The 22,545-nt window shown below is 68.5% G+C and carries 23 protein-coding genes; 9 read left to right on the top strand and 14 right to left on the bottom strand.

Going from position 1 to position 22,545, the window contains the following annotated elements; genetic code table 11:
* The first annotated feature begins 90 nt into the window (after window positions 1–90).
* A complete protein-coding gene (locus tag GGQ96_RS08345; RefSeq protein ID WP_125992841.1) occupies window positions 91–333 on the top strand; it encodes an XrtV sorting system accessory protein in 243 nt (80 codons plus the stop codon).
* A 43-nt stretch (window positions 334–376) separates the two neighbouring features.
* Here the strand turns inward: GGQ96_RS08345 and epsI are convergent, their stop codons facing one another.
* Together epsI and xrtV are read right to left on the bottom strand one after the other, a co-directional pair.
* On the bottom strand, window positions 377–1,114 hold the full coding sequence (gene epsI / locus GGQ96_RS08340; RefSeq protein ID WP_184113526.1) for an exosortase-associated protein EpsI, V-type: 738 nt from the start codon (window positions 1,112–1,114) through the stop codon (window positions 377–379).
* Complete coding sequence (gene xrtV, locus GGQ96_RS08335) at window positions 1,111–2,067, bottom strand: exosortase V (protein WP_184113524.1); 957 nt, start codon at window positions 2,065–2,067, stop codon at window positions 1,111–1,113. The genes epsI and xrtV overlap by 4 nt, the downstream gene beginning before the upstream one ends.
* 299 nt (window positions 2,068–2,366) lie before the next feature.
* Between xrtV and GGQ96_RS08330 the strand changes: the two genes are divergently transcribed.
* Complete coding sequence (locus GGQ96_RS08330; protein WP_184113521.1) at window positions 2,367–2,834, top strand: retropepsin-like aspartic protease family protein; 468 nt, start codon at window positions 2,367–2,369, stop codon at window positions 2,832–2,834.
* Window positions 2,835–3,021: 187 nt separating this feature from the next.
* On the opposite strand, the gene GGQ96_RS08325 is transcribed toward GGQ96_RS08330, so the two are convergent.
* From GGQ96_RS08325 to GGQ96_RS08310, 5 genes are all read right to left on the bottom strand, one after another.
* Window positions 3,022–3,507: a PilZ domain-containing protein gene (locus GGQ96_RS08325; RefSeq protein ID WP_184113520.1), complete on the bottom strand. Its 486-nt coding sequence runs from the start codon at window positions 3,505–3,507 to the stop codon at window positions 3,022–3,024.
* A gap of 122 nt (window positions 3,508–3,629) precedes the next feature.
* Complete coding sequence (locus tag GGQ96_RS08320; protein ID WP_184113518.1) at window positions 3,630–5,582, bottom strand: CocE/NonD family hydrolase; 1,953 nt, start codon at window positions 5,580–5,582, stop codon at window positions 3,630–3,632.
* A 235-nt stretch (window positions 5,583–5,817) separates the two neighbouring features.
* Entirely contained in the window at window positions 5,818–6,177 is a 360-nt protein-coding gene (locus tag GGQ96_RS08315) for a GNAT family N-acetyltransferase (RefSeq protein WP_221239876.1), read from the bottom strand.
* A gap of 9 nt (window positions 6,178–6,186) precedes the next feature.
* A complete protein-coding gene (locus tag GGQ96_RS21160; RefSeq protein WP_221239875.1) occupies window positions 6,187–6,327 on the bottom strand; it encodes a hypothetical protein in 141 nt (46 codons plus the stop codon).
* Window positions 6,328–6,334: 7 nt separating this feature from the next.
* The gene (locus tag GGQ96_RS08310; RefSeq protein ID WP_184113516.1) at window positions 6,335–7,219 is read right to left on the bottom strand and encodes a LysR substrate-binding domain-containing protein; all 885 of its coding nucleotides are present in this window, start codon (window positions 7,217–7,219) and stop codon (window positions 6,335–6,337) included.
* A 248-nt stretch (window positions 7,220–7,467) separates the two neighbouring features.
* On the opposite strand from GGQ96_RS08310, the gene GGQ96_RS08305 reads away from it, so the two are divergent.
* Window positions 7,468–9,738 (top strand): CDC48 family AAA ATPase, encoded by a 2,271-nt coding sequence (locus GGQ96_RS08305; RefSeq protein WP_184113514.1) that lies wholly within the window; start codon window positions 7,468–7,470, stop codon window positions 9,736–9,738.
* A gap of 632 nt (window positions 9,739–10,370) precedes the next feature.
* On the opposite strand, the gene GGQ96_RS08300 is transcribed toward GGQ96_RS08305, so the two are convergent.
* The gene (locus GGQ96_RS08300; RefSeq protein WP_184113513.1) at window positions 10,371–11,204 is read right to left on the bottom strand and encodes a TraB/GumN family protein; all 834 of its coding nucleotides are present in this window, start codon (window positions 11,202–11,204) and stop codon (window positions 10,371–10,373) included.
* A 40-nt stretch (window positions 11,205–11,244) separates the two neighbouring features.
* Window positions 11,245–12,000, bottom strand: coding sequence for a MauE/DoxX family redox-associated membrane protein (locus GGQ96_RS08295; protein WP_425506696.1), 756 nt, complete (start codon window positions 11,998–12,000; stop codon window positions 11,245–11,247).
* A 77-nt stretch (window positions 12,001–12,077) separates the two neighbouring features.
* Here GGQ96_RS08295 and GGQ96_RS08290 point away from each other — a divergent pair, with 77 nt between their 5' ends.
* On the top strand, window positions 12,078–12,467 hold the full coding sequence (locus GGQ96_RS08290) for a MerR family transcriptional regulator (protein WP_184113503.1): 390 nt from the start codon (window positions 12,078–12,080) through the stop codon (window positions 12,465–12,467).
* Between the two features lie 9 nt (window positions 12,468–12,476).
* On the opposite strand, the gene GGQ96_RS08285 is transcribed toward GGQ96_RS08290, so the two are convergent.
* Together GGQ96_RS08285 and GGQ96_RS08280 are read right to left on the bottom strand one after the other, a co-directional pair.
* Window positions 12,477–13,589 carry a hypothetical protein gene (locus GGQ96_RS08285; protein ID WP_184113501.1) on the bottom strand — a complete coding sequence of 371 codons (1,113 nt, stop codon included), beginning with the start codon at window positions 13,587–13,589 and terminating at the stop codon, window positions 12,477–12,479.
* A gap of 138 nt (window positions 13,590–13,727) precedes the next feature.
* A complete protein-coding gene (locus GGQ96_RS08280) occupies window positions 13,728–14,273 on the bottom strand; it encodes a CAP domain-containing protein (protein WP_184113499.1) in 546 nt (181 codons plus the stop codon).
* A 58-nt stretch (window positions 14,274–14,331) separates the two neighbouring features.
* Between GGQ96_RS08280 and hemW the strand changes: the two genes are divergently transcribed.
* Window positions 14,332–15,495 (top strand): radical SAM family heme chaperone HemW, encoded by a 1,164-nt coding sequence (gene hemW / locus GGQ96_RS08275; protein ID WP_246360337.1) that lies wholly within the window; start codon window positions 14,332–14,334, stop codon window positions 15,493–15,495.
* A 21-nt stretch (window positions 15,496–15,516) separates the two neighbouring features.
* Here the strand turns inward: hemW and GGQ96_RS08270 are convergent, their stop codons facing one another.
* Complete coding sequence (locus tag GGQ96_RS08270) at window positions 15,517–16,722, bottom strand: penicillin-binding protein activator (RefSeq protein ID WP_184113497.1); 1,206 nt, start codon at window positions 16,720–16,722, stop codon at window positions 15,517–15,519.
* Between the two features lie 4 nt (window positions 16,723–16,726).
* Between GGQ96_RS08270 and rsmI the strand changes: the two genes are divergently transcribed.
* A complete protein-coding gene (rsmI, locus tag GGQ96_RS08265) occupies window positions 16,727–17,569 on the top strand; it encodes a 16S rRNA (cytidine(1402)-2'-O)-methyltransferase (protein ID WP_184113495.1) in 843 nt (280 codons plus the stop codon).
* Between the two features lie 47 nt (window positions 17,570–17,616).
* Here rsmI and GGQ96_RS08260 read toward each other — a convergent pair whose 3' ends face one another.
* Entirely contained in the window at window positions 17,617–19,140 is a 1,524-nt protein-coding gene (locus GGQ96_RS08260; protein ID WP_184113493.1) for a GGDEF domain-containing protein, read from the bottom strand.
* A gap of 301 nt (window positions 19,141–19,441) precedes the next feature.
* Between GGQ96_RS08260 and GGQ96_RS08255 the strand changes: the two genes are divergently transcribed.
* The 3 genes from GGQ96_RS08255 (at window position 19,442) to GGQ96_RS08245 (ending at window position 21,462) form a co-directional block, all read left to right on the top strand.
* Window positions 19,442–19,825, top strand: coding sequence for a YraN family protein (locus tag GGQ96_RS08255; protein ID WP_184113483.1), 384 nt, complete (start codon window positions 19,442–19,444; stop codon window positions 19,823–19,825).
* 70 nt (window positions 19,826–19,895) lie between these two features.
* Window positions 19,896–20,852, top strand: coding sequence for a glutathione synthase (gshB, locus tag GGQ96_RS08250; protein WP_184113481.1), 957 nt, complete (start codon window positions 19,896–19,898; stop codon window positions 20,850–20,852).
* A gap of 7 nt (window positions 20,853–20,859) precedes the next feature.
* A complete protein-coding gene (locus tag GGQ96_RS08245) occupies window positions 20,860–21,462 on the top strand; it encodes a DedA family protein (protein ID WP_184113479.1) in 603 nt (200 codons plus the stop codon).
* 165 nt (window positions 21,463–21,627) lie between these two features.
* Here the strand turns inward: GGQ96_RS08245 and GGQ96_RS08240 are convergent, their stop codons facing one another.
* Entirely contained in the window at window positions 21,628–22,521 is an 894-nt protein-coding gene (locus GGQ96_RS08240) for a tyrosine-type recombinase/integrase (protein WP_184114167.1), read from the bottom strand.
* Between the last annotated feature and the right edge of the window lie 24 nt (window positions 22,522–22,545).

The following is a 22,545-nucleotide window of genomic DNA, read 5'->3' as shown; positions in this document are numbered from 1 at the left end:
CCACCATCGTCCACTAACCGGGACGAAGCCTAGAAAACTTTACCGCACTGCCTGTACAGGCCGATTCGACGATTTGGAAGGAACGCCTAGATGCAGACTATCTACGATTGGGTTACGGTGGCGTTCTTCGCGGGCCTGGTCGTGCTGCTGCTCCAGCGCTCGATCGGACCGGAGGAATCGCAGGATTCGATGTATCATTATATCGCCCCGGCGCTGGGCTGCGCGGTGACCAACTGGCTGGGCAACAACGGCTACGACATCTTCGCCGTCCTCGTCTTCGTCGCCGCCCTCGCTTATACCTGGTATTTCCTGAAGCCGTTCGCCCGCGCCTGATCCCGGCGGGGCGGGCCGGCCCGTCGCGACGGGCCGGCGGCGATCAATGCGGCCCGATCAGCATCTTGCGACCGGCGGGGTTGACCGATTTCACCATCGTCTGGACGAAATCCGTCAGCGCCGCGACCGCCTCCTCGCGATCCTCGGCGATCACCGACACGCGCGCGAGCAGGCCGTCGGGGATATAGCCTTGCAGATTGGCCTTGGCCATGAACAACCGCTGATCGAACCAGCGGATCGGCATGTTCGGCCCGACCCGCGTCCAGTAGAAGACATATTCCCGCCGCGCGCCGCGGTCCGCGACCAGGAACCGGCCATGGATCGCGAAGGACGGACTGATCGGGATCGCCATCGGCTCGTTGTCGAGAATGGTGAAGCCGGCCGCGGGATAGCAGACTTCCGGCCGGTGGACCTGCAGCCGGCCCTCCTGCACGCTGCTATAGGCCAGCACCATCATCACCTGCGGCCCGTTGTCCTCGGCGTAGATGCGGGTCAGCAGCTGTTCGTAGAGGAAGCGCGACAACTGGTCCTGCGGCGGCAGCACCAGGCCCGACGCGGTGACATAGGTCCAGGGCCCGACCCTGTCGGGGAACAGCGCGGCGAACGACTTGTCGGTCATGCGCGGCACGCTGCGCCGGGGCACATAGAGCTCCGACACCGCGACCGTGGCGCCCAGCGCCAGACCGATCATCATCTTCCGGCGCGAGATCGGGTCGCCGTCGCGCACCGGCACCGCATTGGGCTGGGCGGGATCGAAGGGCGGGGTGGCGGCGGCGCTCATGCGGTCATCCAGCCCATGCGGGTGCCGATCATCGTCAATACCTTGTCGATCAGGAAGATGGTGAGCACCGACACCACGAACATGAACAGCCCGGCGGCCTCGTGCAGGAAGCCCTGGGCCACCGCCTCGCCCGCATAATAGGTGAGCAGCACCAGGATCATCACGCGCAGGAAATTGGCGAAGACCGCGATCGGGAAGATCAGGGTGATCAGCAGCAGCGTGTAGCGCCAGCTCGCATTGTGGCGCAGATAGACGTAGAAGCTGCCGATCGCGGTCAGGCTGATCAGCGAGTTGAGCCCGGCGCAGGCGGCGGCGATCAGCAGTTCGAACTGGCCGATATAGATGCTGACGCCCGAGGTCGCGACCGGCAGGCCCAGGGCCGAGAGCAGGCCGACCACCGCCTTGGAGATGCCGAGCTTCACCGGCTGGGTTGCGATGTCGACGAAGGTGTCGGGGATCGGGATCAGGAAGATCGAGTAGAGGATCGGGAACCACAGCACGCCCAGCGTGCGCGCGCCGCCGACCGCATAGAGCACCGCGATCACCGCCAGATAGGCAGCAAGGCCGCGCACCTCCATCAGCCCGGTGACGCGCGCCGCGATATAGAGCAGGAGCGGCGGCGCCAGCGCCAGCGCCGCCGCCCAGGCCTTGGGCGGCACCGCCACGATGGCGGCGCGACGGGCGCTGCGCGCGAAGATCCAGATCGCGGTGGCGAAGACGATCGGCGCATGGGCGGCCTGGTCGGTGCCCCAGCCGCGCGAGGCGACGTCGTAGAGCGTCGGCGCGACCAGCGCGATCATGCCGAGCCAGAAGACCGGATTACGGCGGAAGCGGTTCCAGACCACCGCGACGAGCGCGAGCAGGTCCGGATTCTGCCGGGCGGGCGCGATGCGCTTGCCCGCGACAGGCTCTGCGGGGGCGGCTTCACCATCCTCGACGGGGGTGGCCGACATGGCGTGTGGCGACGAACTCAGATTCATAATCCCGGCAATCATGACCCAGCAAAGGTTAAGGGCGTCATTATGATCCGGAAGCGCCGGCGCGATCGATCGGGCGGGAAGCTGCCCCGCCCACTGCCTACCGGCGTCGCCATCCTTCCCCTCAGGGTCGATCTCTAGGGTCGCGGCCGCACCTTGGCAATGGCCGGCCCGTTCGCGCCCTGTCCCGTTCCGGCCGGGCGGGGCCGGGCTTAACGAAGCGGCAACCATGATCCCGACCGCTTCCTTTACGGCCGGTGGCGCATGGTCGGGCCATGTCGCTGCCCCTCCCCTTGCGCCTGTTGCCCGTGCTCGTCGCCTCGCTGACGGGCGGAGTCGCGCCCGCCGGGGGCGTTGCCTCCCTCTCGCGACCGGACCGCGCCGGCCCCGTGCTGCGGGTCGCGCAGGCGCCGGACGGACTGTTCCGTCTGAGTCTGCCGGTGGGCGGCGCGACGGTGCGGTTCGTCATCGACACCGGCGCCAACGTCGTGGTGCTGACGCCGCGGGACGCGGCGCGGATCGGCGCACGCCCGCTGGCGGCAAGCGGACAGCGGCTGCGCACCGCGGCCGGCGATTCGGCAATGGTCGAGACGCGGATCGAGGGCCTGTCGATCGCCGGCCGCCGCCTGGGCCCGCTCCGCGCGGTGATCGCGCCTGGCGCGCCGGCGTCGCTGCTGGGCCAGAATGTGCTGGGACAGATCGAGTCGGTGACGCTGCGCGGCGATCGGCTGGAGCTGCGCTGACCAGCCGCGGGCGCTTCTCGCGCCCATGGTCCACGCATGGATAGGGCTAATCCAGAGGAGAAGGTGTCTCTCGCCCCGGCCGCCTGGGTCGGCAAGCCACCATGGCGGTGCATCACGGCCACCCTGCGATCTCTGCGCGAATTCCGCATTCGCAGAGACGCAGGGGCTTGTTTAGATCAAGTGCCCGTCAGCCGAGCAGCAGGCGCCCCGCCGCGACGATCGCCATCCAGGGCAGGGCCAGGCCGGTCAGGATGATGACGCCGCGGAACTTGCGCACGCTCTGCTCGAATGCGTCGAGCGGCGGCGTCTCGGGGGCGGTGTAGCGGATCATCTCCGGCGGGCCGAACGCCGCCTCGACCACCGTGCTGGGCGAGGCTTGCAGCGCCAGCGGGTGCGAGGCCAGCGGCACGTCGAACCGGCAGCCATAGCGGTCGCCCGCACGGCGCACGACCTGCGCGCTCTGCCGGCCGATCCCGGCGATGCCGAGCGACACCGACGCGCCGATCGGCAGATAGTCCGCGCAGGACATGCGGAAGCCGGTGATCGAGAGCTGGTCGACCACCACGTCCATGGGGCGCTGGTCCTGCCCGCGCAGCGTCGCGTCGAGATGGACCTCATGCCGTTCGGCGGTCCGGTGATCGTCTTCGCGATAGAGTTTCGCGGTCAGTGCCATGGCACGCCCTTTCGTTCGAGGCCTCCGGGCATAGCCGCTAGCTGGTTAGGGGGGCGTAAAGCGCAACGGTGAATCCGGCGGTAACAAATACCACCGGACGCTTTCCATCGCGGCTTCTGCCGTCACGGCAGGGTGGGCTGCGCCACCGGCACCACTGGCAGCCATACCGCGCTCGCCCCGCCGGCCCCGCGCTGGATCGTCACGGTTGCCGACTTGTAGTCGGCAGGCTTGGCCAGGAAGATGTTGGGCACATAGGTCTGCGGGTTGCGGTCGTACAGCGGGAACAGCGACGACTGCACCTGCACCATGATCCGGTGCCCCGGCTGGAAGACATGGTTCACCGTCGGCAGGCGGAAGCGATAGCGCTGCACCTTGTTGGCCGGGATCGGCGACGGCTTGGCGAAGCTGTCGCGGTAGCGGCCGCGGAAGATGTCGAGGCTGATCGGCAGCTCATAGCCCCCCTTCTTGGGATCGGTCGGCACCTCGTCGGGATAGACGTCGATCAGCTTGACCACGAAGTCCCCGTCCGTTCCCGTCGTCTTGGCGAAGACGTCGGCGAACGGGGCGCCGGAGACGCGCAGCGGCTGGGTCAGCACCGGCGTCTGATAGGTCATCACGTCGGTCCGCCCGTCGACGCCGCGCTGGTCGCTGACCAGCCATGCGCCCCAGCGCCCGTCGTTGAAGTTCACCGGGCGCGGCAGGTGCGGCACCGGCCGGGCGGGATCGGAGACGTAGGAGTCGCCGCCGGATGCCGCCGGCTCGAACCCCAGCCCGCCATTCGCCTGGAGATAGAGCGGCTTGAGCGGTGTTTCGCAGCCCGACTCGCACGCCAGTGGCCAGTTGGCCAGCTTGTCCCAATGGTTCTCGCCGGTATTGTAGATCAGCGCCTGGGGCGGCGTGAAGCGTGGCTGCCCGTCGCGCAGATACTGGTCGAAGAAGGGGAAGAGATACTTCTCGCGCCATTCGGTCGCGGTGTCGCCGTTCCACTTGAAGTCGCCAAGCGAGGAACCGTCGTAATTGGCCTGGCTGTGCCGCCACGGCCCCATGACCAGATAGTTGTTGCCCAGCTTGCCCTTGGCCTTCAGCGCCTCCCAGGCGGTGATGGTGCCGTACATGTCCTCCTGGTCCCACAGCCCCTGCTCCCACATGGTCGGCACGTTGGAGGGATTGGCGGCGAGCAGCTTGTCGAGCGCCTGGCCCTGCCAATAGGCGTCATAGGCCGGATGCGACACGAACCGCTCCCAGAAAGGCAGCTGGTCATAGCCCGACCGCTTCGCCCAGTCGCCGGCCGACCCGGCCCGGAGGAACTGGGTATAGTCGTCATAGATGCCCGAGGGCGGCTCCTCGCCAGCGCCCTTGTAGCCGGTCTGCGATCCGATCCAGCCGATATTGGCCTGGCGGAAAGCGCCGTAATGGAACCAGTCGTCGCCCATCCAGCCGTCGATCATCGGGCTTTCGGGCGCGGCCGCCTTGAGCGCGGGATGCGGGTGGAGCAGCGCCATGGCCACGGTGAACCCCTCATAGGAAGAGCCGACCATGCCGACGCGCCCGTTCGATTCGGGCAGGTTCGCCTTGTTCACCAGCCAGTCGATCGTGTCATAGGCGTCAGTGGTGTGATCGACCTTGGTCGGGTTGAGCGGCCCGACCACCGGCCGGGTCACGACATAGTCGCCCTCCGACCCGTATTTGCCGCGAATGTCCTGGAACACGCGGATATAGCCGTGACGGACGAAGACCTCGTCGCCCTGCGGCAGCGTGGCGAGCATCGACGGGCTGTCGGCGCGGCTGGCGCGGCCGCTGGCGTTATAGGGGGTGCGGGTGAGCAGGATCGGCGCGTTGGTCGCGCCCTTGGGGATGACGATGACGGTGTGCAGCTTCACCCCGTCGCGCATCGGGATCATCACTTCGCGCTTCACATAGTCGTACCGGTCGGTCGGCGGCGTGAACTTCGCCGGGATGTCGCCATGCGCGGGCCAGCCGATCGCGCCGCCTTTCTCGCTGGAGGGTGCCTGTTGCGCCGGCGCGGCGGCAGCGATCAGGATCGTGGACAGGCACAGCAGCGAACGTAAACGCATGGAAGAACCATCCCTTTGGGCAGACGTCATGCCCTATCTGTGCCGGGCGCTCGCACCCATGGCAATGGGGTGTCGGTAACGATGTAATAGAATATCATTGGCTGATCGGAGCGGTGGCTGGTATCCGATCCCGTGCGCGAAGCGCATGAACGAGCATCGCATCTTCCAATACCATGCTCCCCGGCGCAGGCCGGGTCCAGGTTGGGGGACGCCAGTGATAGGGCGCAGCGCTCCGTTATGTCCGCCTTCCCAACTGAGCCCCGGCCCTCGGCGGGGAACGAGTAGGGGCAATCTCCCTCCAGTCGCGCCGCCATGTCCCGGTGATCCAGTCCCGGCCATAGCCGTCCGCCGTCACCCGCTCGACCACGAAGCCCAGCCGCACGTAAAAGCCCTGGGAATGCTGGCTGGTATCCAGCCGCACCTGCATCGCGCCCGGCGCCCGCGCGGCCGCCAGCCGCGCCTCCGTCAGTTCTCGCCCCAGCCCGGCGCGATACCGGTCGCGCGCCACCATGTCCCAGCACAGCCCGGCGGTCCGGCCGTCCGCGCCCAGCGCCACCCCGCCAAAGGCGACCACCGCGCCGTCCCGCTCGATCACCCGAGAGGCTCATTCGGCGGCATCCGCATCGACGAACGCGGCAAACTCGGCCCGTTCCGCCTCGGTGAAGACATGCGGAACTTTGCCGTCGAACAGCGCCAGACAGGCCGCCCGGTCGCCCACCGCACAGGGCCGCGCCCTGTCGGTCATGTCCACCCTATTCCGCCAGGTTCGCGAACATCCAGTCGTGGAACAGCCGCACCGGCTTGGTCTGGAGCGCGCGCGGTCGGCAGACGAACCAGTGGCTGTACGGGCTGGTCACTTCGATCTGCGGGAACAGCCGGACGAGCCGCGGATCATTGGCGTGGTTATAGTGGCTGGCATGCATGAAGGCGACGCCCAGGCCCTGCGCCGCCGCTTCCAGCATCAGCCCACCCGAATCGAACAGATCGATCGCCTGCGGCTTGATCACGCCCAGCCCCGCCGCTTCGCTCCACGCCGCCATCGTGTCGGGCATTTCGCGGTGCAGCAACGCCGTCATCGACCCAAGCTGGCGGGGATGGGTCAGCGGGCGCGGTCCCTCGACCAGCGCGCGCTGGCCGATGACATAGACCGAATTGCGGTCGAGCAGCTTCGAATAGAGCGCCGGATCGATATCGCGGGCCAATGCCACCACCGCGTCCAGCCCGTCGCCCAGCCGCGACACGCCATGGCCCGCCGTGTCGATGTCGAGATGCAGTTCGGGATGCGCGCGGCGCAGGTCGCCGAGCTTGGGAAACAGCCGCTGCGCCGCGAACAGCGGCAGCACGCCCAGCCGCAGCCGCACCAGCTCCTTGCCCGCCGTCATCGCCTCCACCGCGTCGGACAATTGGTCGAGCACCGGCGCGATCTGGGTCAGCAGCCGCTCGCCATCCTCGTTGAGCACCATCGCCTGGTGGCGGCGCGCGAACAGCGGCTTGGACAGGAAACGTTCGAGCGACTGGACCCGGCGGCTGAGCGCGGGCGCCGACAATGCCAGTTCCTCGGCGGCGGCCTTGATCGAGCCCAGGCGCGCGACCTGGACGAACGCTTCGATCGACCCCAATGGTGGCAACCTGCGCATAATCCTCTCTTGTCCGTTATCGATACCAACGATTGCCGCATTTGCAATTCTACTGTCTCTTTTCGCACTTGCAACATGAACCATCGCAGCGCAAAAAGAGCGGGCCTTTCAGGCATCCTCTCCTAAAAACTTTCACGAGCCGTGTCGTCTGACGCGGCTCTTTTTTTGCGTTCACACCCTCTCGCAGGGGTGGAACCGGCTTCCTACCTTGCGCGCTTCCCCGGCAAACGGCGCGTGAAAGGATGATGATGGCCGACAGTGAGACCCCCGCGCGCAGGATCCAGGTCGCCAACAGCCGGCCTGAAGATTCGGGGCGTGGCCTGGCGCATCTGCCGCGCTCGCTGATGGCGACGCTGGGCGTCGGCGAGGGCGACGTGATCGAGATCGTCGGCAAGCAATCCACCCCGGCGCGTGCGGTCGGTCCCTATCCGGAGGACGAGGGGCTGGAGCTGCTGCGCATCGACGGCCTGCAACGTGCCAATGCCGGCGTCGGCTCGGGCGACTTCGTCGAGGTCCGGAAGATCGAATCGAAGCCCGCAACCCGCGTCGTCTTCGCGCCGGCGCAGCAGAATCTGCGTCTCCAAGGATCGTCGCAGGCGCTGAAGCGCACTTTCATCGGCCGCCCCTTCTGCCAGGGCGACGTGGTCGCCACCGCCGGCCACCAGCGGGTCGGCAACATGCCGCCGGGCGTGCAGCAGTTCATGAACGCGCCCGCCTATGCGCTGCAGGAGATCCGCCTCGTCGTCGTCTCCGCCAGCCCCAAGGGCGTGGTCCATATCGACGAGCATACCGAGGTCGAGCTGCGTCCGGAATATCAGGAGCCGCAGCAAAGCCGCCGCGCCGACGTCACCTATGATGATATCGGCGGTATGGCGACAACGATCGATCAGTTGCGCGAGATGGTCGAGCTGCCGCTTCGCTATCCCGAACTGTTCGAGCGGCTGGGCGTCGAGCCGCCCAAGGGCGTGCTGCTTCACGGGCCGCCGGGCACCGGCAAGACCCGGCTGGCGCGCGCCGTCGCCAATGAATCGGACGCGCAGTTCTTCCTGATCAACGGTCCCGAGATCATGGGCTCCGCCTATGGCGAGTCGGAGTCGCGGCTGCGCGAAATCTTCGAGGAGGCGAGTAAGGCCGCGCCCTCGATCGTCTTCATCGACGAGATTGATTCGATCGCGCCCAAGCGCGGGCAGGTGCAGGGTGAGGCGGAGAAGCGGCTGGTCGCCCAGCTCTTGACGTTGATGGACGGGCTGGAGGCGCGCGCCAATCTGGTCGTGATCGCCGCCACCAACCGGCCCGAGGCGATCGACGAGGCGCTGCGCCGACCCGGTCGTTTCGACCGCGAGATCATCGTCGGCGTGCCCGACGAGCGCGGCCGGCGTGAAATCCTGGGCATCCATGCGCGCGGCATGCCGCTGGGCGACAAGGTCGACCTGGACGAGTTGGCGCGCACCACCTTCGGCTTTGTCGGGGCCGACCTGGCGGCCTTGGCGCGGGAGGCCGCGATCGAGGCGGTGCGCCGGATCATGCCCCGGCTGAACCTGGAGGAGCGGACCATCCCGGCCGAGGTGCTCGACACGCTTTCGGTCACGCGCGAGGATTTCCTGGAAGCGCTGAAGCGCGTCCAGCCCTCGGCGATGCGCGAGGTGATGGTGCAGGCGCCGACCACGCGCTGGGAGGATGTCGGCGGCCTCGACGCCGCGCAGGAGCGGCTGAAGGAAGGTGTCGAACTGCCGCTGAAGGATCCGGACGCGTTCCGCCGCATCGGCATCCGCGCAGCCAAGGGCTTCCTGCTCTATGGCCCGCCGGGCACCGGCAAAACATTGCTCGCCAAGGCGGTGGCGCGCGAGGCCCAGGCGAACTTCATCGCCACCAAATCCTCCGACCTGCTGTCCAAATGGTATGGCGAGAGCGAGCAGCAGATCACCCGGCTGTTCGCCCGCGCCCGCCAGGTCGCGCCGACCGTCATTTTTATCGACGAACTCGACTCGCTGGTGCCCGCGCGCGGTGGCGGCCTGGGCGAGCCGCAGGTGACCGAGCGGGTGGTCAACACCATCCTGGCGGAAATGGACGGACTGGAGGAACTCCAGTCGGTGGTGGTGATCGGTGCGACCAACCGGCCCAATCTGGTCGATCCGGCGCTGCTGCGACCGGGCCGGTTCGACGAGCTGATCTATGTCGGCGTGCCCGACGAAGCCGGCCGGCGCCGCATTCTCGGCATCCAGGCGCAGAAGATGCCGCTGGCCAACGATGTCGATCTCGATGCGGTGGCGCGGCGGACCGACCGGTTCACCGGCGCGGACCTGGGCGATGTGGTGCGCCGCGCCGGCCTGGTCGCGCTGCGCCGCTCGCTCGGCGCGCGCGAGGTCTATATGAGCGACTTCGAACAGGCGCTCACCGAGAGCCGCGCCAGCGTCACGCCCGAGATGGAGCGCGACTATGAACAGATCGCCGCCCGGCTGAAACAGGATGCGGCGGCGATCCAGCCGATCGGCTTCGCCTTTCCCGATCGGGCGGGGTGATCGGTTCGCAAAGGCCCCCGTGTCCCGGCACCGGCCGGGCGCGGGGTTCTACGCCCTGTTCCGGCCGCCGCGCCGCCGGTGCGGCCGCGGGACCGAAGCGAGCCGGACCGGTATCGGCGGTGCAGGCTGGTCCGGCCCCTGGCGATCCGATTGCGGGATGATGCGCAAGCGGCGGATGCTCCAATAGCGGATGGCCATCGACATCCGGACCGGCCCGGTGGATGACAATCGCCTGTTCGCCCGCCGTCTCGGTGCCCGTATCGCGATCGGTCCAGCCGCGTCGGAGCAGCGCGATGATGATAGTGCAGACGCGGTCATCGTCCGCGTCGCTCCACCGGGTCCGTTGAATAGGCTGCCGCTGATAGCGACGCCGGCCTCGTACCGCCCCTGCCTGAACAGCATCGCGCCGGCGCCTTTGCAACGGACAGGGATCGCGTCCATGTCGACGCATCGATCGAAACCATGACGTTTGACCAGCGCCCGGTCACCCGCGACCGGCAGCCCCCCAAAGACCATGGGCGGCGGCGCGGGCGGGCCCGTGGCGCAGGACACGCAGGCCGGCGCCCGCCGGCACGATGGCGGATCGCACGCGCCGACCACCGAAGCCTTGCCTCGTCTTGCTGCCCCCTTCCTCATCCGGTGACGCGGATAGGCTCCGTCACCGGCTTGAAATCGCGTCGTTCCGGCAGTGCCGGCAGCGCCGCATGAACCGGCTTGCCAAGCTCCAGCACGGCATCAAACGGTGCATCCGGATCGGTCGTCGGGACCAGCCCCGACGCGACCGTCCTGGCTTGGCCACCTGAATGAAGGCCGCAACCATCCTGCTGACAGGACCAGGTCGTACCGCCATTGTAGTCGACATCGACCGTCATCGTCGCGCCGCGTGGCATCAGCGAAGCCGCCGTATGGATCGTCACTCCCGGTCGCTCGACCGGCTTGCGCATCATGTGAACGTTACCGGCTAATGCAATCAGCAATCCGTCGGCACCAAGCGGCACGGCCTGCCAGTTGCGGGCCATGATTGCGTCCCGCTTCATAGGCTTCGGGTCATTCTCGCCGGTGTCGCTACAGACGACATGTCGGACCAGTCCCGCCTGCTTCAGGACGCGCAAACGCTCGAACAGCGCAAGGAACGCGGTGCTGCTGCGTCCGTCCTGCCATTCGTCATTCCAAATCGGCAAAGTCAGTAGCGCCGCACGGGCCCCGGCATCGCCATTGGAGTCGAGAAAGGCATCAACCACCGGCTGATAGTCCGCCGAATATTCCAGCGCGACCGTGACCGGCCGTCCGCTTCGCGCCGCCGCGCAGACCAGATCGGCGAAGGCGGCCGGCGTCTCTACCGTGCCATGTATCTCGCCGACCAGAAGATAGCGCGTCGATGGTCGCCACAAGGTTTCCGCGCCCGACGGGACCGGGCATGGCGCCAGACCGCCCCCTGCCGCCAAAGCCAAAGCCGCCATCAGCATCTGAACCTCCCCCGGCACGCCCGTCGAGGGCGTTACGCTATCACATCGTCCCCGCCACCCCCAGCGCCATCCACAGCGCCATCGCCACCATCATCACATTCTCGGTCAGCGACACGAAGCCGAGCGGCACATTGCCGCTGCCGCCGACGCACGCGCATTTCAGCGCGCGCTTGTCGATATAGACCGCCTTCACCACCGACACCGCGCCGATCCCGCCGATCGCCAGCGCCACCGGGACCGACAGCCAGGGCCACAGCCGCGCCAGCATCAGCGTGCCCGCGCCCAGCTCCAGCAGGGGATAGACATAGCCATAGGAAACCCAGCGCCGGGCCAGCAGGTCGTAGCCGAGGAACATCGTCGCGAACCGCTCGACATCCTGGAGCTTCAGCATCGCCAGCAGCATCATCGTCACCGCCACGAACCGCTCTGCGCCGAGCAGGCCGATCGGCGGCGCGGCGGTCAGGCCGTTGATCGCCAGCGCGATCAGCGCCGCCACCGCGAACACCGCCAGCACCGGTCGATAGCTGGTCGCATTGGGATCGCGCACCGTCAGGCCGAAATGACGGCGCAGGTCGTCATAGCCGCCGATCCGCACGCCATCGATGAACACCTGCGGCGTCGTCTTCACGTCATGCTTTGCCTTGAACGCGTCCGTCTCGGCCCGGCTGGTCAGCCAGTGATCGTCGACCGCATAGCCCCTGCGCCGCAACAGCGCACGTGCCTTCAAGCCAAAGGGGCAGACATGGGTCGGCATCACCATGCGATAGAGGGTGGCGACGGGGCGATCATCGGGCATGGCGGGCATCGGTCCGGTCCTTGGCTGACAGGGGCACGGGCCTCATATGGAATGCGGACCATGGTACGGAGTCAAGCATGACGATCGGCGAACTCGCCCGCGCCGCCGGGCTTGGGGTGGAGACGATCCGCTTCTACCAGCGGCGCGGCCTGGTCGGCACGCCCGCGCGCGGCCAGGCCGGCCTGACCCGGGGGATTCGGCGCTATGAGGCCGAACATCTGCGGACGCTGCGCTTCATCCGTTCGGCGCAAGGCGCGGGTTTCACGCTGGAGGAGATCGGCGAACTCCTGCGGCTGGATGCGACACAGGATCGCCCGCGCGCGCGGGCGCTGGCGGCGGACCGTCTCGCCGCGCTCGACCGGAAGATCGCGGACCTGGAGGCGGCGCGCACCGCGCTGCGCCGCCTGGCGAGCGCCTGCGCCGAAAGCGACGACGGACCCTGCCCTATCCTCGCCGCCTTTGATTGAAGACCTTGGTCAGGCCGCGGTCAGGTCCAGCGTCTCGACGCCGCCGATCGGAACGCGGCGCGGTGTCAGGCTGCCGACCGGCACCACGTAGCGCTGCCGCAAGGTCACGCGCTCGACCCGGTACTGGCCGGCCGTCCTCTTCGCTTCATCGACCGGCAGGAACCGGCTGTAGACACGCCCTTCCACCTGGCGGACGATCGACCGCGCCCAGGACTCGGATCGGGTCCCGCGCAGGATTTCCACCTCATCGGTCCGTCCATCGGGTCGTATCCAGAAGCCGACATCCACCCATTGCACGCTGCTGACGTCGCTCGACCGGACGGGGATCGGCGTCACCATCTCGAACCGGCTGGCCGCCTGATTCAACGCGGCCGAGTCGATGAAGTCATAGGACGGGTTGACCACCAGCAAGGGGGTCTCCCGATATGCTCCGCCGATGCTCCTGGCGCGCCGCAGCATCTCCGCGTCGGTGAGTTCAGACGCATCGATCCGAAAGCGCATGACCTTGATCACGTCCGGCAGATCGCCCGTCTGCGCGACCGGACGCGCGGCGATTTCGTCCAGCATGGCCCGGCTGGCCGACCGGCCTCCCGCGATGGCGGTGAGCCAGGCGACACGGATCGCCGCCAGCGCCGCCATCTCGGCCTGCCCGGCCCGCGCCGCCTTCTGCTCGGCGGCCTCGTAGGACAGCTTGGCCTGGCGGTAGTCGCGCAGCTTCAGCCACATGTCGCTGAGCGCCGTCAGCTTCGCCACCACCGCCGGATCGTCGGCCGGCAGGTGATCGCGCAGGATCCGGACCTGCTGCCGCGTGCCGCGACGGAAGCCATCCTCGTCCCCCTCGTGCAACGAGACGGTCGCATAGGCTTCGTAGAGCGAAGACACGAGCTTGGGACTCGTCGCCTCGTGCCGGCGATTGCGGTCGATCGCGGCGGCCAGCAACAGCTTCGCCTTGAGATAGTCCCCCTTGCGGAACAGCATCTCCGCCGACGCGATGGAGACCTGCGCGTCCCGCCGCACGGTGCACTGCCGCGCCTCGCATTGCCGGAGAGCCTGGGAGAGGCGTTCGCCCTGCACCACGATGGCGGGGGTCTGCACCTGGGCGAGCAGCAGCAATGCGATCATCGGCCGACCTCCACATAGTGGCCCTTACGGGGCGACGGTATCTCCGCAACCTATGGCGTTCGGCCGGATGCCACCAGTCCGGATGCGTGGTCGGTTCATTCCGGATACGATTGTCGGCGGCCCTGGCCCGGCCGGTGTTCAGAAGGCGGTCCGGCCGATTACATTGCCCGCCGGGCCATAGCGGCAGACGACATAATCAAAGGTGGCGCTGCTCGCCATCGCGCAGCCCAGCGCCGTGGTGGATCGCCACACGATCTGGCTGTAATGGCCGACATCCTGCCAGCGGCCGGTGGTGCTGAACAGCGGCGTGGGCTGGTTGACGAACAGCCGCGCCTCGTCCGTCCAGGCCGTCGCCATCGCATCGGGCCCATAGGCCCCGCGCGACCCCCTCCACAGATTCTCCCCCTGACCCCGCCGCAGCGCCGGCGGCGCATGGCGAAAGAGGTCGGACCGCGCCATGTCCTCGGCATAGGCCCGCGCCGCCTCCGCCAGACCGGCGTCCCAGGCGAGCGGCGGCACGCCGACCCGCGCCCGCGCCGCATTGTGGATCGCCAGCATCGTGTCTTCCAGCGGATCATCGGCCGGCGGCGCGCCCGGCTGGACCGGCGCGGGCGGGGCCGGCCCCGCCGCACCGACGGCCGAAGCGCACGACCATCCGAGACCCGCGCGAAGAAGCCCGGCCATGATCGATTTCGTCCGCACGGCTTCCCCCGGCTCCCCGCCGGCCCCATAACGAGCCAAGATGAACGAGTTCCGAACACGAGCGATGACTGACGACCTGGCCCTTTATGTCCACTGGCCCTTCTGCGTCTCGAAATGCCCCTATTGCGACTTCAACAGCCATGTCCGCGCGACCGTGGACGAGGGGGCATGGCAGGCCGCGCTGCTCGCCGACCTCGCCCATGAGGCGCAGGCGCTACCCGGCCGGCGAATCGGATCGATCTTCTTCGGCGGCGGCACGCCCTCGCTGATGCCGCCCGCCACGGTCGCCGCCGTACTGGCGGCAGCGGAGCGGCATTGGGGCTTCGCGCCGGGTGTCGAGATCACGCTGGAGGCCAATCCCTCATCGGTCGAGGCGGCGCGCTTCGCCGATATCGCCGCCGCCGGGGTGAATCGCGTGTCGCTGGGGCTGCAGGCGCTGGACGACGACGCGCTCCGCTTCCTGGGCCGGGCGCATGGCGTGGCGGAGGGCTTGCGCGCGGTGGCGACCGCCCAGTCGGTTTTCGCGCGGGTCAGCATCGACCTGATCTATGCCCGGCCAAGCCACCGGCTCGCCGACTGGGAGGCGGAGTTGGCGCGCGGCATCGCGCTCGGCACCGAGCATCTGTCGCTCTACCAGCTCACCATCGAGCCGGGCACCCGCTTCGCTACCGAGGCGCAGGCGGGACGGCTGGTGATCCCCGACGGCGACACCGCCGCCGACCTGTTCGAGGCGACGCGCGCCATGACCGCCGCCGCCGGCCTGCCCGCCTATGAGACCTCGAACCATGCCCGTCCCGGCGCGGAGAGCCGCCACAACCTGACCTATTGGCGCTATGGCGACTATGCCGGGGTCGGACCGGGCGCGCATGGCCGGCGCGGTGGGCTGGCGACGGTGCGTCACAAGAAGCCGGAAAATTTCCTGAGCGCGGTCGCCCGCAACGGCCATGGCGCGCAGAGCGAGACGCCGCTCACCCCGCACGAACGCGCGACCGAGGCGCTGGTCATGGGCCTGCGCCTGGGCGAGGGGATCGATACGCGCCGCGTCGCGGCACTGGCCGGCGGCATCGCCCCGATCGACGCGCGCGCGGTGGCGCGCCTGTCCGCCCAGGGGCTGGTGGCGGCGGAACCCGGCCGGCTGCGCGTGACCGAGGCGGGGGCGCTGCTGCTCGATGCGATCCTGACCGAGGTGGTCAGCGACGGCTGACGCGCTGGCGTCCCGCGACCATCACCCCCCGAAGCCGGCCGGCGCGGGAGAGACGACGATGCTGCCGCCCGGCCGCACCTCCTGCACCTCCAGCGCGCGCTCGGCGACGCCGTCGCGACCGAAGCGGAATGCGCCGTCGATCCCGGCGAACCCGTCCGGATCGCGCAGCTTCGCCTCCGGGAAGGGCCGGCCGGTGGCCCAGTCGCGCGAGATCCGCACGGTCAGCAGCACCGCGTCATAGCCGAGGCTCGACAGGCGATAGGGCGAAGCGCCGTAGCGCGCCCGGTATTTGATCGCATATTGGCGGTAGAGGGTGTTGGACACCGAGGCATACCAGGCTCCGGCCAGCGCCGTCTTCGCCGCCAGCCCGTTTTCCGAATTCCAGAGTTCGGTGCCGAGCAGATGCGTGCCCGCGCCGCTCGCCCGCTTGATGACCGGCGCGGCCACCGCCGCCACCGACGCGCTGTCGGCGACCAGCACCGCGTCATAGGGCGCCTTGGCGACCAGCCGCTGCGCCGCCGCGCCGACCGCGCCGCCCGCCCGGCCATAGGTCTGGAGCGAGACCACCTGGCCGCCCGCCCCCTCGACCGCGCGCAGGAAGGCGGTGGAGGCGCGCTCGCCATACAAGCCATTGGGAACCAGACCGGCGAAGCTGGTGACGCCGCGCCCATGCGCGAAGTCCACGACCCGCGCGATCGACTGCGCCGGGACATAACCCATCACATAGGTGCCCTGCCCCGCCACGCTGGTGTCGTTGGAGAAGGACAGCACCGGCACGCCGGCGGCGCGCGCGATCGGCGCGACCGCCCGCGCATCCTCGGCCAGCAGCGGCCCGAGGATCAGCTGCGCGCCCTCGGCGATCGCACGGCTGGCCGCCGCCGCCGCACCGCCCGCAGTGTCGTAATTGGTGATCCGCACCGACTTGGCCTGGGTGTCGAGCAGCGCCAGCATCGTCGCATTGGCGATCGAGCGGCCGACCCCGGCATTGGCCCCGCTGAGCGGCACCAGCAGCGCGACGCGGTTGCGCGCCTCGTCGCGCGGCAGCCCCGGCTCCACGCCGGTCGAGGGTCGGACCACGGGCGCAGTGGTGGGCGGCGGCGGCGCGGGCGGCTCGACCCCGCGCGGCACCACCGTCGAACAGGCGCCGAGTAGCGCGGCGGCGGCAAGCGCGAACCAGCGTCCGACACGCCCCCGTTGCGGCGACCCCATCGCCTCTGCCATGTGCATCCCCATGTCTCCTCTTGAACCCGGACTCTACATCGTCGCGACGCCGATCGGCAATCTTGGCGACCTAAGCCCCCGTGCGGCCGACATTCTTTCGCGTGCCGACGTCATCGCGGTGGAGGACAGCCGTGTCACCGCCGGCCTCCTGCGACATATCGGCGCGAAGCGCCCGATGGTTCCCTATCACGACCATAATGCCGAAGGGGTCCGCCCCGGCCTCATCGCGCGGATGGCCACGGAGGCGGTGGCGCTGGTGTCCGACGCGGGCACCCCGCTGATCTCCGACCCCGGCTACAAGCTGGTCCGCGACGCGCGCGCGGCGGGCCATGCGGTCGTCACCATTCCCGGCCCCTGCGCGGCGGTGGCGGCGCTGACGCTCGCCGGCCTGCCGACCGACCGCTTCCTGTTCCTGGGCTTCCTGCCGCCCAAGGAGAAGGCGCGCGCCGATGCCATCGCCGAGGTGGCGGCGGTCCGCGCGACACTGGTCCTCTACGAATCCGGTCCGCGCCTGGGCGCGTGCCTGGCGACGCTGGCGGCGGTGCTGGGCGACCGCGAGGCGGCGGTGACGCGCGAGATCAGCAAACGGTTCGAGGAAGCGGTGACGGGCACGCTGGCGATGCTCGCCGACCGCTATGCCGAGGCCCCGCCCAAGGGCGAGATCGTCGTCGTCGTCGCCCCCCCCGGCGAGGCCCCGCCCGCCAGCGTGGAGGAAGGCGATGCGGCGCTGGCCGAAGCCCTCACCCGCCTCCCCGCCGCCAAGGCTGCCGGAGAAGTGGCGAAACGGCTGGGACTGGACCGCAAGGCGCTCTACGCGCGCGCGCTGGCGATGAAGGCGGGGGGATCAGCATAGATGTCACGCCGGACATCCGACCGGCAGGCGTCGGGGGCAGATGGCCATCAGGCCGCCGACGGACGATCTTGAAACACGGACGCTCCCGGCATTTGGCCCGGCCATGCGGACAGCTCCATCGCCGATAGGGGCGGATCGGTCTTCAGCGATCCGTGACCCTCAAGCCGCGGCGTCCAGGCCCGGGCGGAACCACGCTTGGTGCGCTTGGCCTGATAGAGCGCGCTGTCGGCCCGGTGGATGAAACCGTGCAAGCTATCCTCAGCCAGGTCGAAGGGCGCGTATCCGATGGTGCCCGAAACCGGGATGATCCCGGCATCGGTGCGAACCGGCACTTTCAATGCGGCCAGCAGCCTCGGGATCAGCTCGGGCGCCTGAAGGGCCGTCGCGCCGCGCAGGATCAAGGCGAATTCGTCACCGCCGATCCGCGCCGGAAAGGCATCCACTGCGTGAACCCGCTGCAAGCGTCGGCCGAACGCGCGGAGTACCGCGTCCCCCGCCAGATGACCGTGACAGTCGTTGATCAGCTTGAAGCGATCAAGGTCGATGAGCGCGAGTTGCAGCGGCGTGCCATCGTCGCGCGCGACATCGGTCCAATGCGCCAGCGCTTCATTGAATGCGGCGCGATTGGCGACGCCGGTCAGATCATCGATCGCGGCGGAGCGGCGCAGGCTTTCCTCCAGATCGTGGCGGGCAGTGACGTCTTGAAGCACACCGACCAAGGCCACCGGGCGCCCGTTGCTCGTTTCCAATTCACCCACCGATTGGACACGCCGTCGCACGCCTGAATTGCTGACGAAATCCAGTTCAAGGTCGAACGGCACGCCGGTCCGCATCGTGTCGGTCATCGCCGCCACCGCGACGGCTCGGCTTGGTGCCGGAAAATGGCTCAGCGCCACCTGCCGCGCCATCGGTGCCCCTAAGGGCAGATCATAGATGCCGTACACCCCGTCCGACCAGACCAATGTGTCGGTTTCAAAGTCCAGACGCCATGATCCCATCTCAGCCATCCGCTCCGCCTGACGGAAGATCTGGTCGCTACGACGCAGATGATCCGCCTGGATTTCCGCCTGTCGCTTCAGCGCGCGCACGGCGAACAGCGCCTCGGTCAGCTTGCACAGATGGGTGAGCGCATCCCGGTGCGCAGCGGCAAAATCGCGAACGTGGGTGTCCAACGCGCAGACCGCCCCGACCGGCACGACCCGGCCGGTCTGCGGATCGCGCGCGGATACCGCAAGGCCCGCATAGGCACGTGCCGCCATCGGCCCGGTGACTAGCGGGACATTGGCGAAGCGCGGGTCGATCGTGGCGTCCTTGATCTCCATCACGTGATTTGAGCGGATCGTGTAGTTGCAGAAGGCCTCGGACCGGGGCGTTTGACTGATATCGGTGCCGCAGGACGCCGCCACCCATTGCCGGTCGCGGTCGAGGAGCGTGATCATGCCGATCGGACAGTCAAGCAATTGCGCCGCCAGTGCGGCCAGGGCTTCAAACTCCGTTTGGGGCGGGCTTCCGGCGAGGTCTAGCGCAGCGACGGCGCGGACCCGACAGGCATCGTCGGTCGTTTCGGGCATAATCCATGCCTAGACGGGCAATGGTTAAAGTTTGAAACCACGATCCCGTCTGCGTGCCGGTTTTACCGTCACGCAATGGCATGACCTTTGCCAGCGAAAGCAGATTTCTTGCAACATCAATGATATACACATCGATTTCCGATCATCGGATGCTTTCCACATCTTGCCCCCCCCAATCGGACCGGAAGGTTTGTGTGTTGTTCGCATTTTACAGCCGGTTGACTTGCATAGCCTTGTGCCGAGAACCCAATCGACAGTCCTGCCCTTGCCAGCCGACCCGTGTCCCGCCACGCTTGCCGCCATGCCCCGCCCGCCCCGCCCCCGGACCGCCGCCCATCGCCAGGAGGCCGAACAGGCCGGGCGCCGCGGCGAGCGGCTGGCGGGGTGGTGGCTGCGCCTGAAGGGCTGGCAGGTACTGGATCGGCGCGTTCGCACCCCTGCCGGCGAGGTCGATCTGGTCGCGCGCAAGGGGCGCCTCGTCGCCTTCATCGAGGTGAAGACGCGCGCCGCCGCCGCCGATCTCGACTGGGCGATCGATGAGCGCCGGCTGGCGCGGGTCGCGGCGGCGGCGGAGCTCTTGATGCCACGCTATGCAGGGCCGGGCGACGATATCCGCGTCGACGTGCTGCTGCTCGCGCCCGGCTGCCGGCCGCGCCATATCGAGAATGCCTGGATCGGCGGCTGAGACGCGCCTACATCCCGCCTTCACAGCCCCCCGTCTCCTCTTACCAGCCTCAAGTCCGATCGGAGTGCCCATGTCCCTTACCGTCGCGGTCCAGATGGACCCGCTCGCCGGCATCAACATCGCCGGTGATTCGACCTTCGCGCTGATGCTGTCGGCGCAGGCGCGGGGGCACCGCCTGTTCCATTACGGACCGGAGGACCTCAACTGGTCCGAAGGGCGACTGACGGCGCGCGCGCACCCCGTCACGGTGCAGCGCGTCGCGGGCGATCATTTCCGCTTCGACGAAGCGGTCCGGCTCGACCTGGGCGAGGAGGCCGACGTGATCCTGATGCGGCAGGACCCGCCGTTCGACCTGGGCTATATCACCGCGACGCACCTGCTGGAACGGATCAGCGAGCGGACCTTGGTGGTCAACAATCCGCGCAGCGTCCGCAACGCGCCCGAAAAGGTGTTCGTGCTGGACTATGCGCATTTCATGCCGCCAACGCTCGTCACCCGCTCGCTGGACGAGGCGCGTGCGTTCCTGGCGAAGCACGGCGAGATCGTGGTCAAGCCGCTGCACGGCAATGGCGGCAAGGCGATCTTCCGCGTCGGGTCGGACGGCGCGAACCTGTCGGCGCTGATCGAGGTGTTCAACCAGACCTGGCGCGAGCCGCACATGATCCAGGCGTTCCTGCCGGCGGTCGCCAAGGGCGACAAGCGCATCGTGCTGGTCGATGGCGAGGTGGCGGGGGCGATCAATCGCTTGCCGGGCGAAGGCGAGATTCGCTCCAATCTGGCGGTCGGCGGGTCGGCGGAGAAGACCGAGCTGACCGATCGCGAGCGCGAGATCTGCGCGGAGCTGGGGCCGGAGCTGAAGCGGCGCGGATTGCTGTTCGTCGGCATCGACGTGATCGGCGGCGAGTGGCTGACCGAGATCAACGTCACCTCGCCGACCGGCATCGTCGCGATCGAGAAGTTCGACGGTACCGATGTCGCCGGCCTGATCTGGGATTCGATCGAAGCCAAGGTCGCCGCCCGGCGTTGAGCCGGGCATGACCGACTTCATCCTCGAATGGATCGCGCGCGGCGGCTATTTCGGCATCGTCGCGTTGATGGCGCTGGAGAATATCTTTCCGCCCATCCCCTCCGAAGTCATCATGGGGCTGGGCGGAATGGCGGTGGCGCGCGGGCGGATGCAACTCGGCTGGCTGCTGCTGGCCGGCACGATCGGCTCGGTGATCGGCAATTATGTCTGGTACGCGCTCGGCCGGAAGTTCGGCTATCAGGGGCTGAAGCCGTTCGTCGACCGCTGGGGCCGCTGGCTGACCGTCGACTGGCAGGATGTGGAGGCGATCACCCGCTTCTTCCACGATCGCGGCGGCTGGGTGATCTTCGTGTTCCGCTTCATGCCCAGCTTCCGCACGATCATCTCGCTGCCCGCCGGCATGGCGCACATGCCGCGCTGGCGCTTTCTGGTCGCGACGACGGCGGGCACGACGATCTGGAACATCATCCTGGCGGGGGCTGGCATCCTGCTCGACCAGAATTTCGAGCAGCTCGACCGCTATATCGGTCCGCTGGCGATCGCGACGATGGTCGCGGTGCTCGCTTACTATGTCTACCGGGTCGTGACCTGGAAGCCGCGTGAGGAATAGATGTAGTTCAGGGAAGGGGCGAAGGCGCAAAGAGGATTTTTGAGCGCCAGCGCACCTTCCGTTTCCCGCCGCTAAAGAAGGGAGACGAACCGTCCGGACCCAACAGCTTTGCGCCTTCGCGCCTTCTCTGAACCATCTTCTTGCGCTTCGCGTGAACCGATACGCTCAAGCCCGAGGATGCGCATGGCGGTACACGTCGAGCAGATGCGCCGCGTCCACCGCAGTATAGATCTGCGTCGACGACAGGCTGGCATGGCCCAGCAACTCCTGCAGCGCGCGCAGGTCGGCCCCGCGCCCCAGCAGATGCGTCGCGAAACTGTGGCGCAGCGCGTGCGGTGTCGTCCGCTCGCCCAGCGACAGCCGCACCCGCGCGCCCCGGATCGCGCGGCGGATCAGCGTCGGCGACAAGGGCCCGCCGCGCAGACCCCGGAACAGCGCCGTGTCCTTCGTCATCGCCCAAGGACATTGCGCGACATAGGCGTCGATCGCGCCCCGCACCTGCGGCAGGAGCGGCACGATCCGCGTCCGGCCGCCCTTGCCCTGCACGGTCAGCGTCTCGCCCAGCGGCAGGGCGCGGCCGGTCAGCGCCATCGCCTCGCCGATCCGCAGCCCCGCGCCGTAGAGCAGCAGCAGCAACGCCCAGTCGCGCGCCGCCATCCACGGCTCGCGCGCCTCGTCCGCCACCTCTTCCGCCAGCGCCAGCACGTCGGCGGGCGCGACCGGGCGCGGCACCGACTTGGCCGCGCGGGGCGCGCGCAGGCGTGGCGGCTCGATCTCCGCCCATTCCAGGAAGCCCCGCACCGCCGACAATTCGCGTGCGGCCGATGCATTGGTCAGCCCCTCGCCCCGCCGCGCCGCCAGATAGGCGCGCAGGTCGGCGCTGGTCAGTTCGGCCAGCCGGGTCGAGGTGACCGGCTCCCCCCAATGGTCGCGCAGAAAGGCGAGCAGCCGGTCGGCGGTGGCATGATAGGCGCGCACCGTATGCGGCGAGCGTCGGCGCACGTCGGTCAGATACGCGGCCCAGCGGGCGGCAAGCGGATGCGGGAGCGCGGGCGTCACCCCACCCCTGTGCCATCCCGCCCG

This window comes from Sphingomonas abaci (assembly GCF_014199625.1).
Classification (GTDB): Bacteria; Pseudomonadota; Alphaproteobacteria; order Sphingomonadales; family Sphingomonadaceae; genus Sphingomonas; species Sphingomonas abaci.
Note: the sequence above shows the minus strand (reverse complement) of the source record. Positions and strands in the feature narration are given on the sequence as shown.

What these genes read in the sequence shown, in the direction of transcription:
- GGQ96_RS08345 (WP_125992841.1), top strand. Translation starts at nt 91, where the DNA reads ATGCAGACTATCTACGATTGGGTTACGGTGGCGTTCTTCGCGGGCCTG.
- epsI (WP_184113526.1), bottom strand. Translation starts at nt 1,114, where the DNA reads ATGAGCGCCGCCGCCACCCCGCCCTTCGATCCCGCCCAGCCCAATGCG.
- xrtV (WP_184113524.1), bottom strand. Translation starts at nt 2,067, where the DNA reads ATGTCGGCCACCCCCGTCGAGGATGGTGAAGCCGCCCCCGCAGAGCCT.
- GGQ96_RS08330 (WP_184113521.1), top strand. Translation starts at nt 2,367, where the DNA reads ATGTCGCTGCCCCTCCCCTTGCGCCTGTTGCCCGTGCTCGTCGCCTCG.
- GGQ96_RS08325 (WP_184113520.1), bottom strand. Translation starts at nt 3,507, where the DNA reads ATGGCACTGACCGCGAAACTCTATCGCGAAGACGATCACCGGACCGCC.
- GGQ96_RS08320 (WP_184113518.1), bottom strand. Translation starts at nt 5,582, where the DNA reads ATGCGTTTACGTTCGCTGCTGTGCCTGTCCACGATCCTGATCGCTGCC.
- GGQ96_RS21160 (WP_221239875.1), bottom strand. Translation starts at nt 6,327, where the DNA reads ATGACCGACAGGGCGCGGCCCTGTGCGGTGGGCGACCGGGCGGCCTGT.
- GGQ96_RS08310 (WP_184113516.1), bottom strand. Translation starts at nt 7,219, where the DNA reads ATGCGCAGGTTGCCACCATTGGGGTCGATCGAAGCGTTCGTCCAGGTC.
- GGQ96_RS08305 (WP_184113514.1), top strand. Translation starts at nt 7,468, where the DNA reads ATGGCCGACAGTGAGACCCCCGCGCGCAGGATCCAGGTCGCCAACAGC.
- GGQ96_RS08300 (WP_184113513.1), bottom strand. Translation starts at nt 11,204, where the DNA reads ATGCTGATGGCGGCTTTGGCTTTGGCGGCAGGGGGCGGTCTGGCGCCA.
- GGQ96_RS08295 (WP_425506696.1), bottom strand. Translation starts at nt 12,000, where the DNA reads ATGCCCGATGATCGCCCCGTCGCCACCCTCTATCGCATGGTGATGCCG.
- GGQ96_RS08290 (WP_184113503.1), top strand. Translation starts at nt 12,078, where the DNA reads ATGACGATCGGCGAACTCGCCCGCGCCGCCGGGCTTGGGGTGGAGACG.
- GGQ96_RS08285 (WP_184113501.1), bottom strand. Translation starts at nt 13,589, where the DNA reads ATGATCGCATTGCTGCTGCTCGCCCAGGTGCAGACCCCCGCCATCGTG.
- GGQ96_RS08280 (WP_184113499.1), bottom strand. Translation starts at nt 14,273, where the DNA reads ATGGCCGGGCTTCTTCGCGCGGGTCTCGGATGGTCGTGCGCTTCGGCC.
- hemW (WP_246360337.1), top strand. Translation starts at nt 14,332, where the DNA reads ATGAACGAGTTCCGAACACGAGCGATGACTGACGACCTGGCCCTTTAT.
- GGQ96_RS08270 (WP_184113497.1), bottom strand. Translation starts at nt 16,722, where the DNA reads ATGCACATGGCAGAGGCGATGGGGTCGCCGCAACGGGGGCGTGTCGGA.
- rsmI (WP_184113495.1), top strand. Translation starts at nt 16,727, where the DNA reads ATGTCTCCTCTTGAACCCGGACTCTACATCGTCGCGACGCCGATCGGC.
- GGQ96_RS08260 (WP_184113493.1), bottom strand. Translation starts at nt 19,140, where the DNA reads ATGCCCGAAACGACCGACGATGCCTGTCGGGTCCGCGCCGTCGCTGCG.
- GGQ96_RS08255 (WP_184113483.1), top strand. Translation starts at nt 19,442, where the DNA reads ATGCCCCGCCCGCCCCGCCCCCGGACCGCCGCCCATCGCCAGGAGGCC.
- gshB (WP_184113481.1), top strand. Translation starts at nt 19,896, where the DNA reads ATGTCCCTTACCGTCGCGGTCCAGATGGACCCGCTCGCCGGCATCAAC.
- GGQ96_RS08245 (WP_184113479.1), top strand. Translation starts at nt 20,860, where the DNA reads ATGACCGACTTCATCCTCGAATGGATCGCGCGCGGCGGCTATTTCGGC.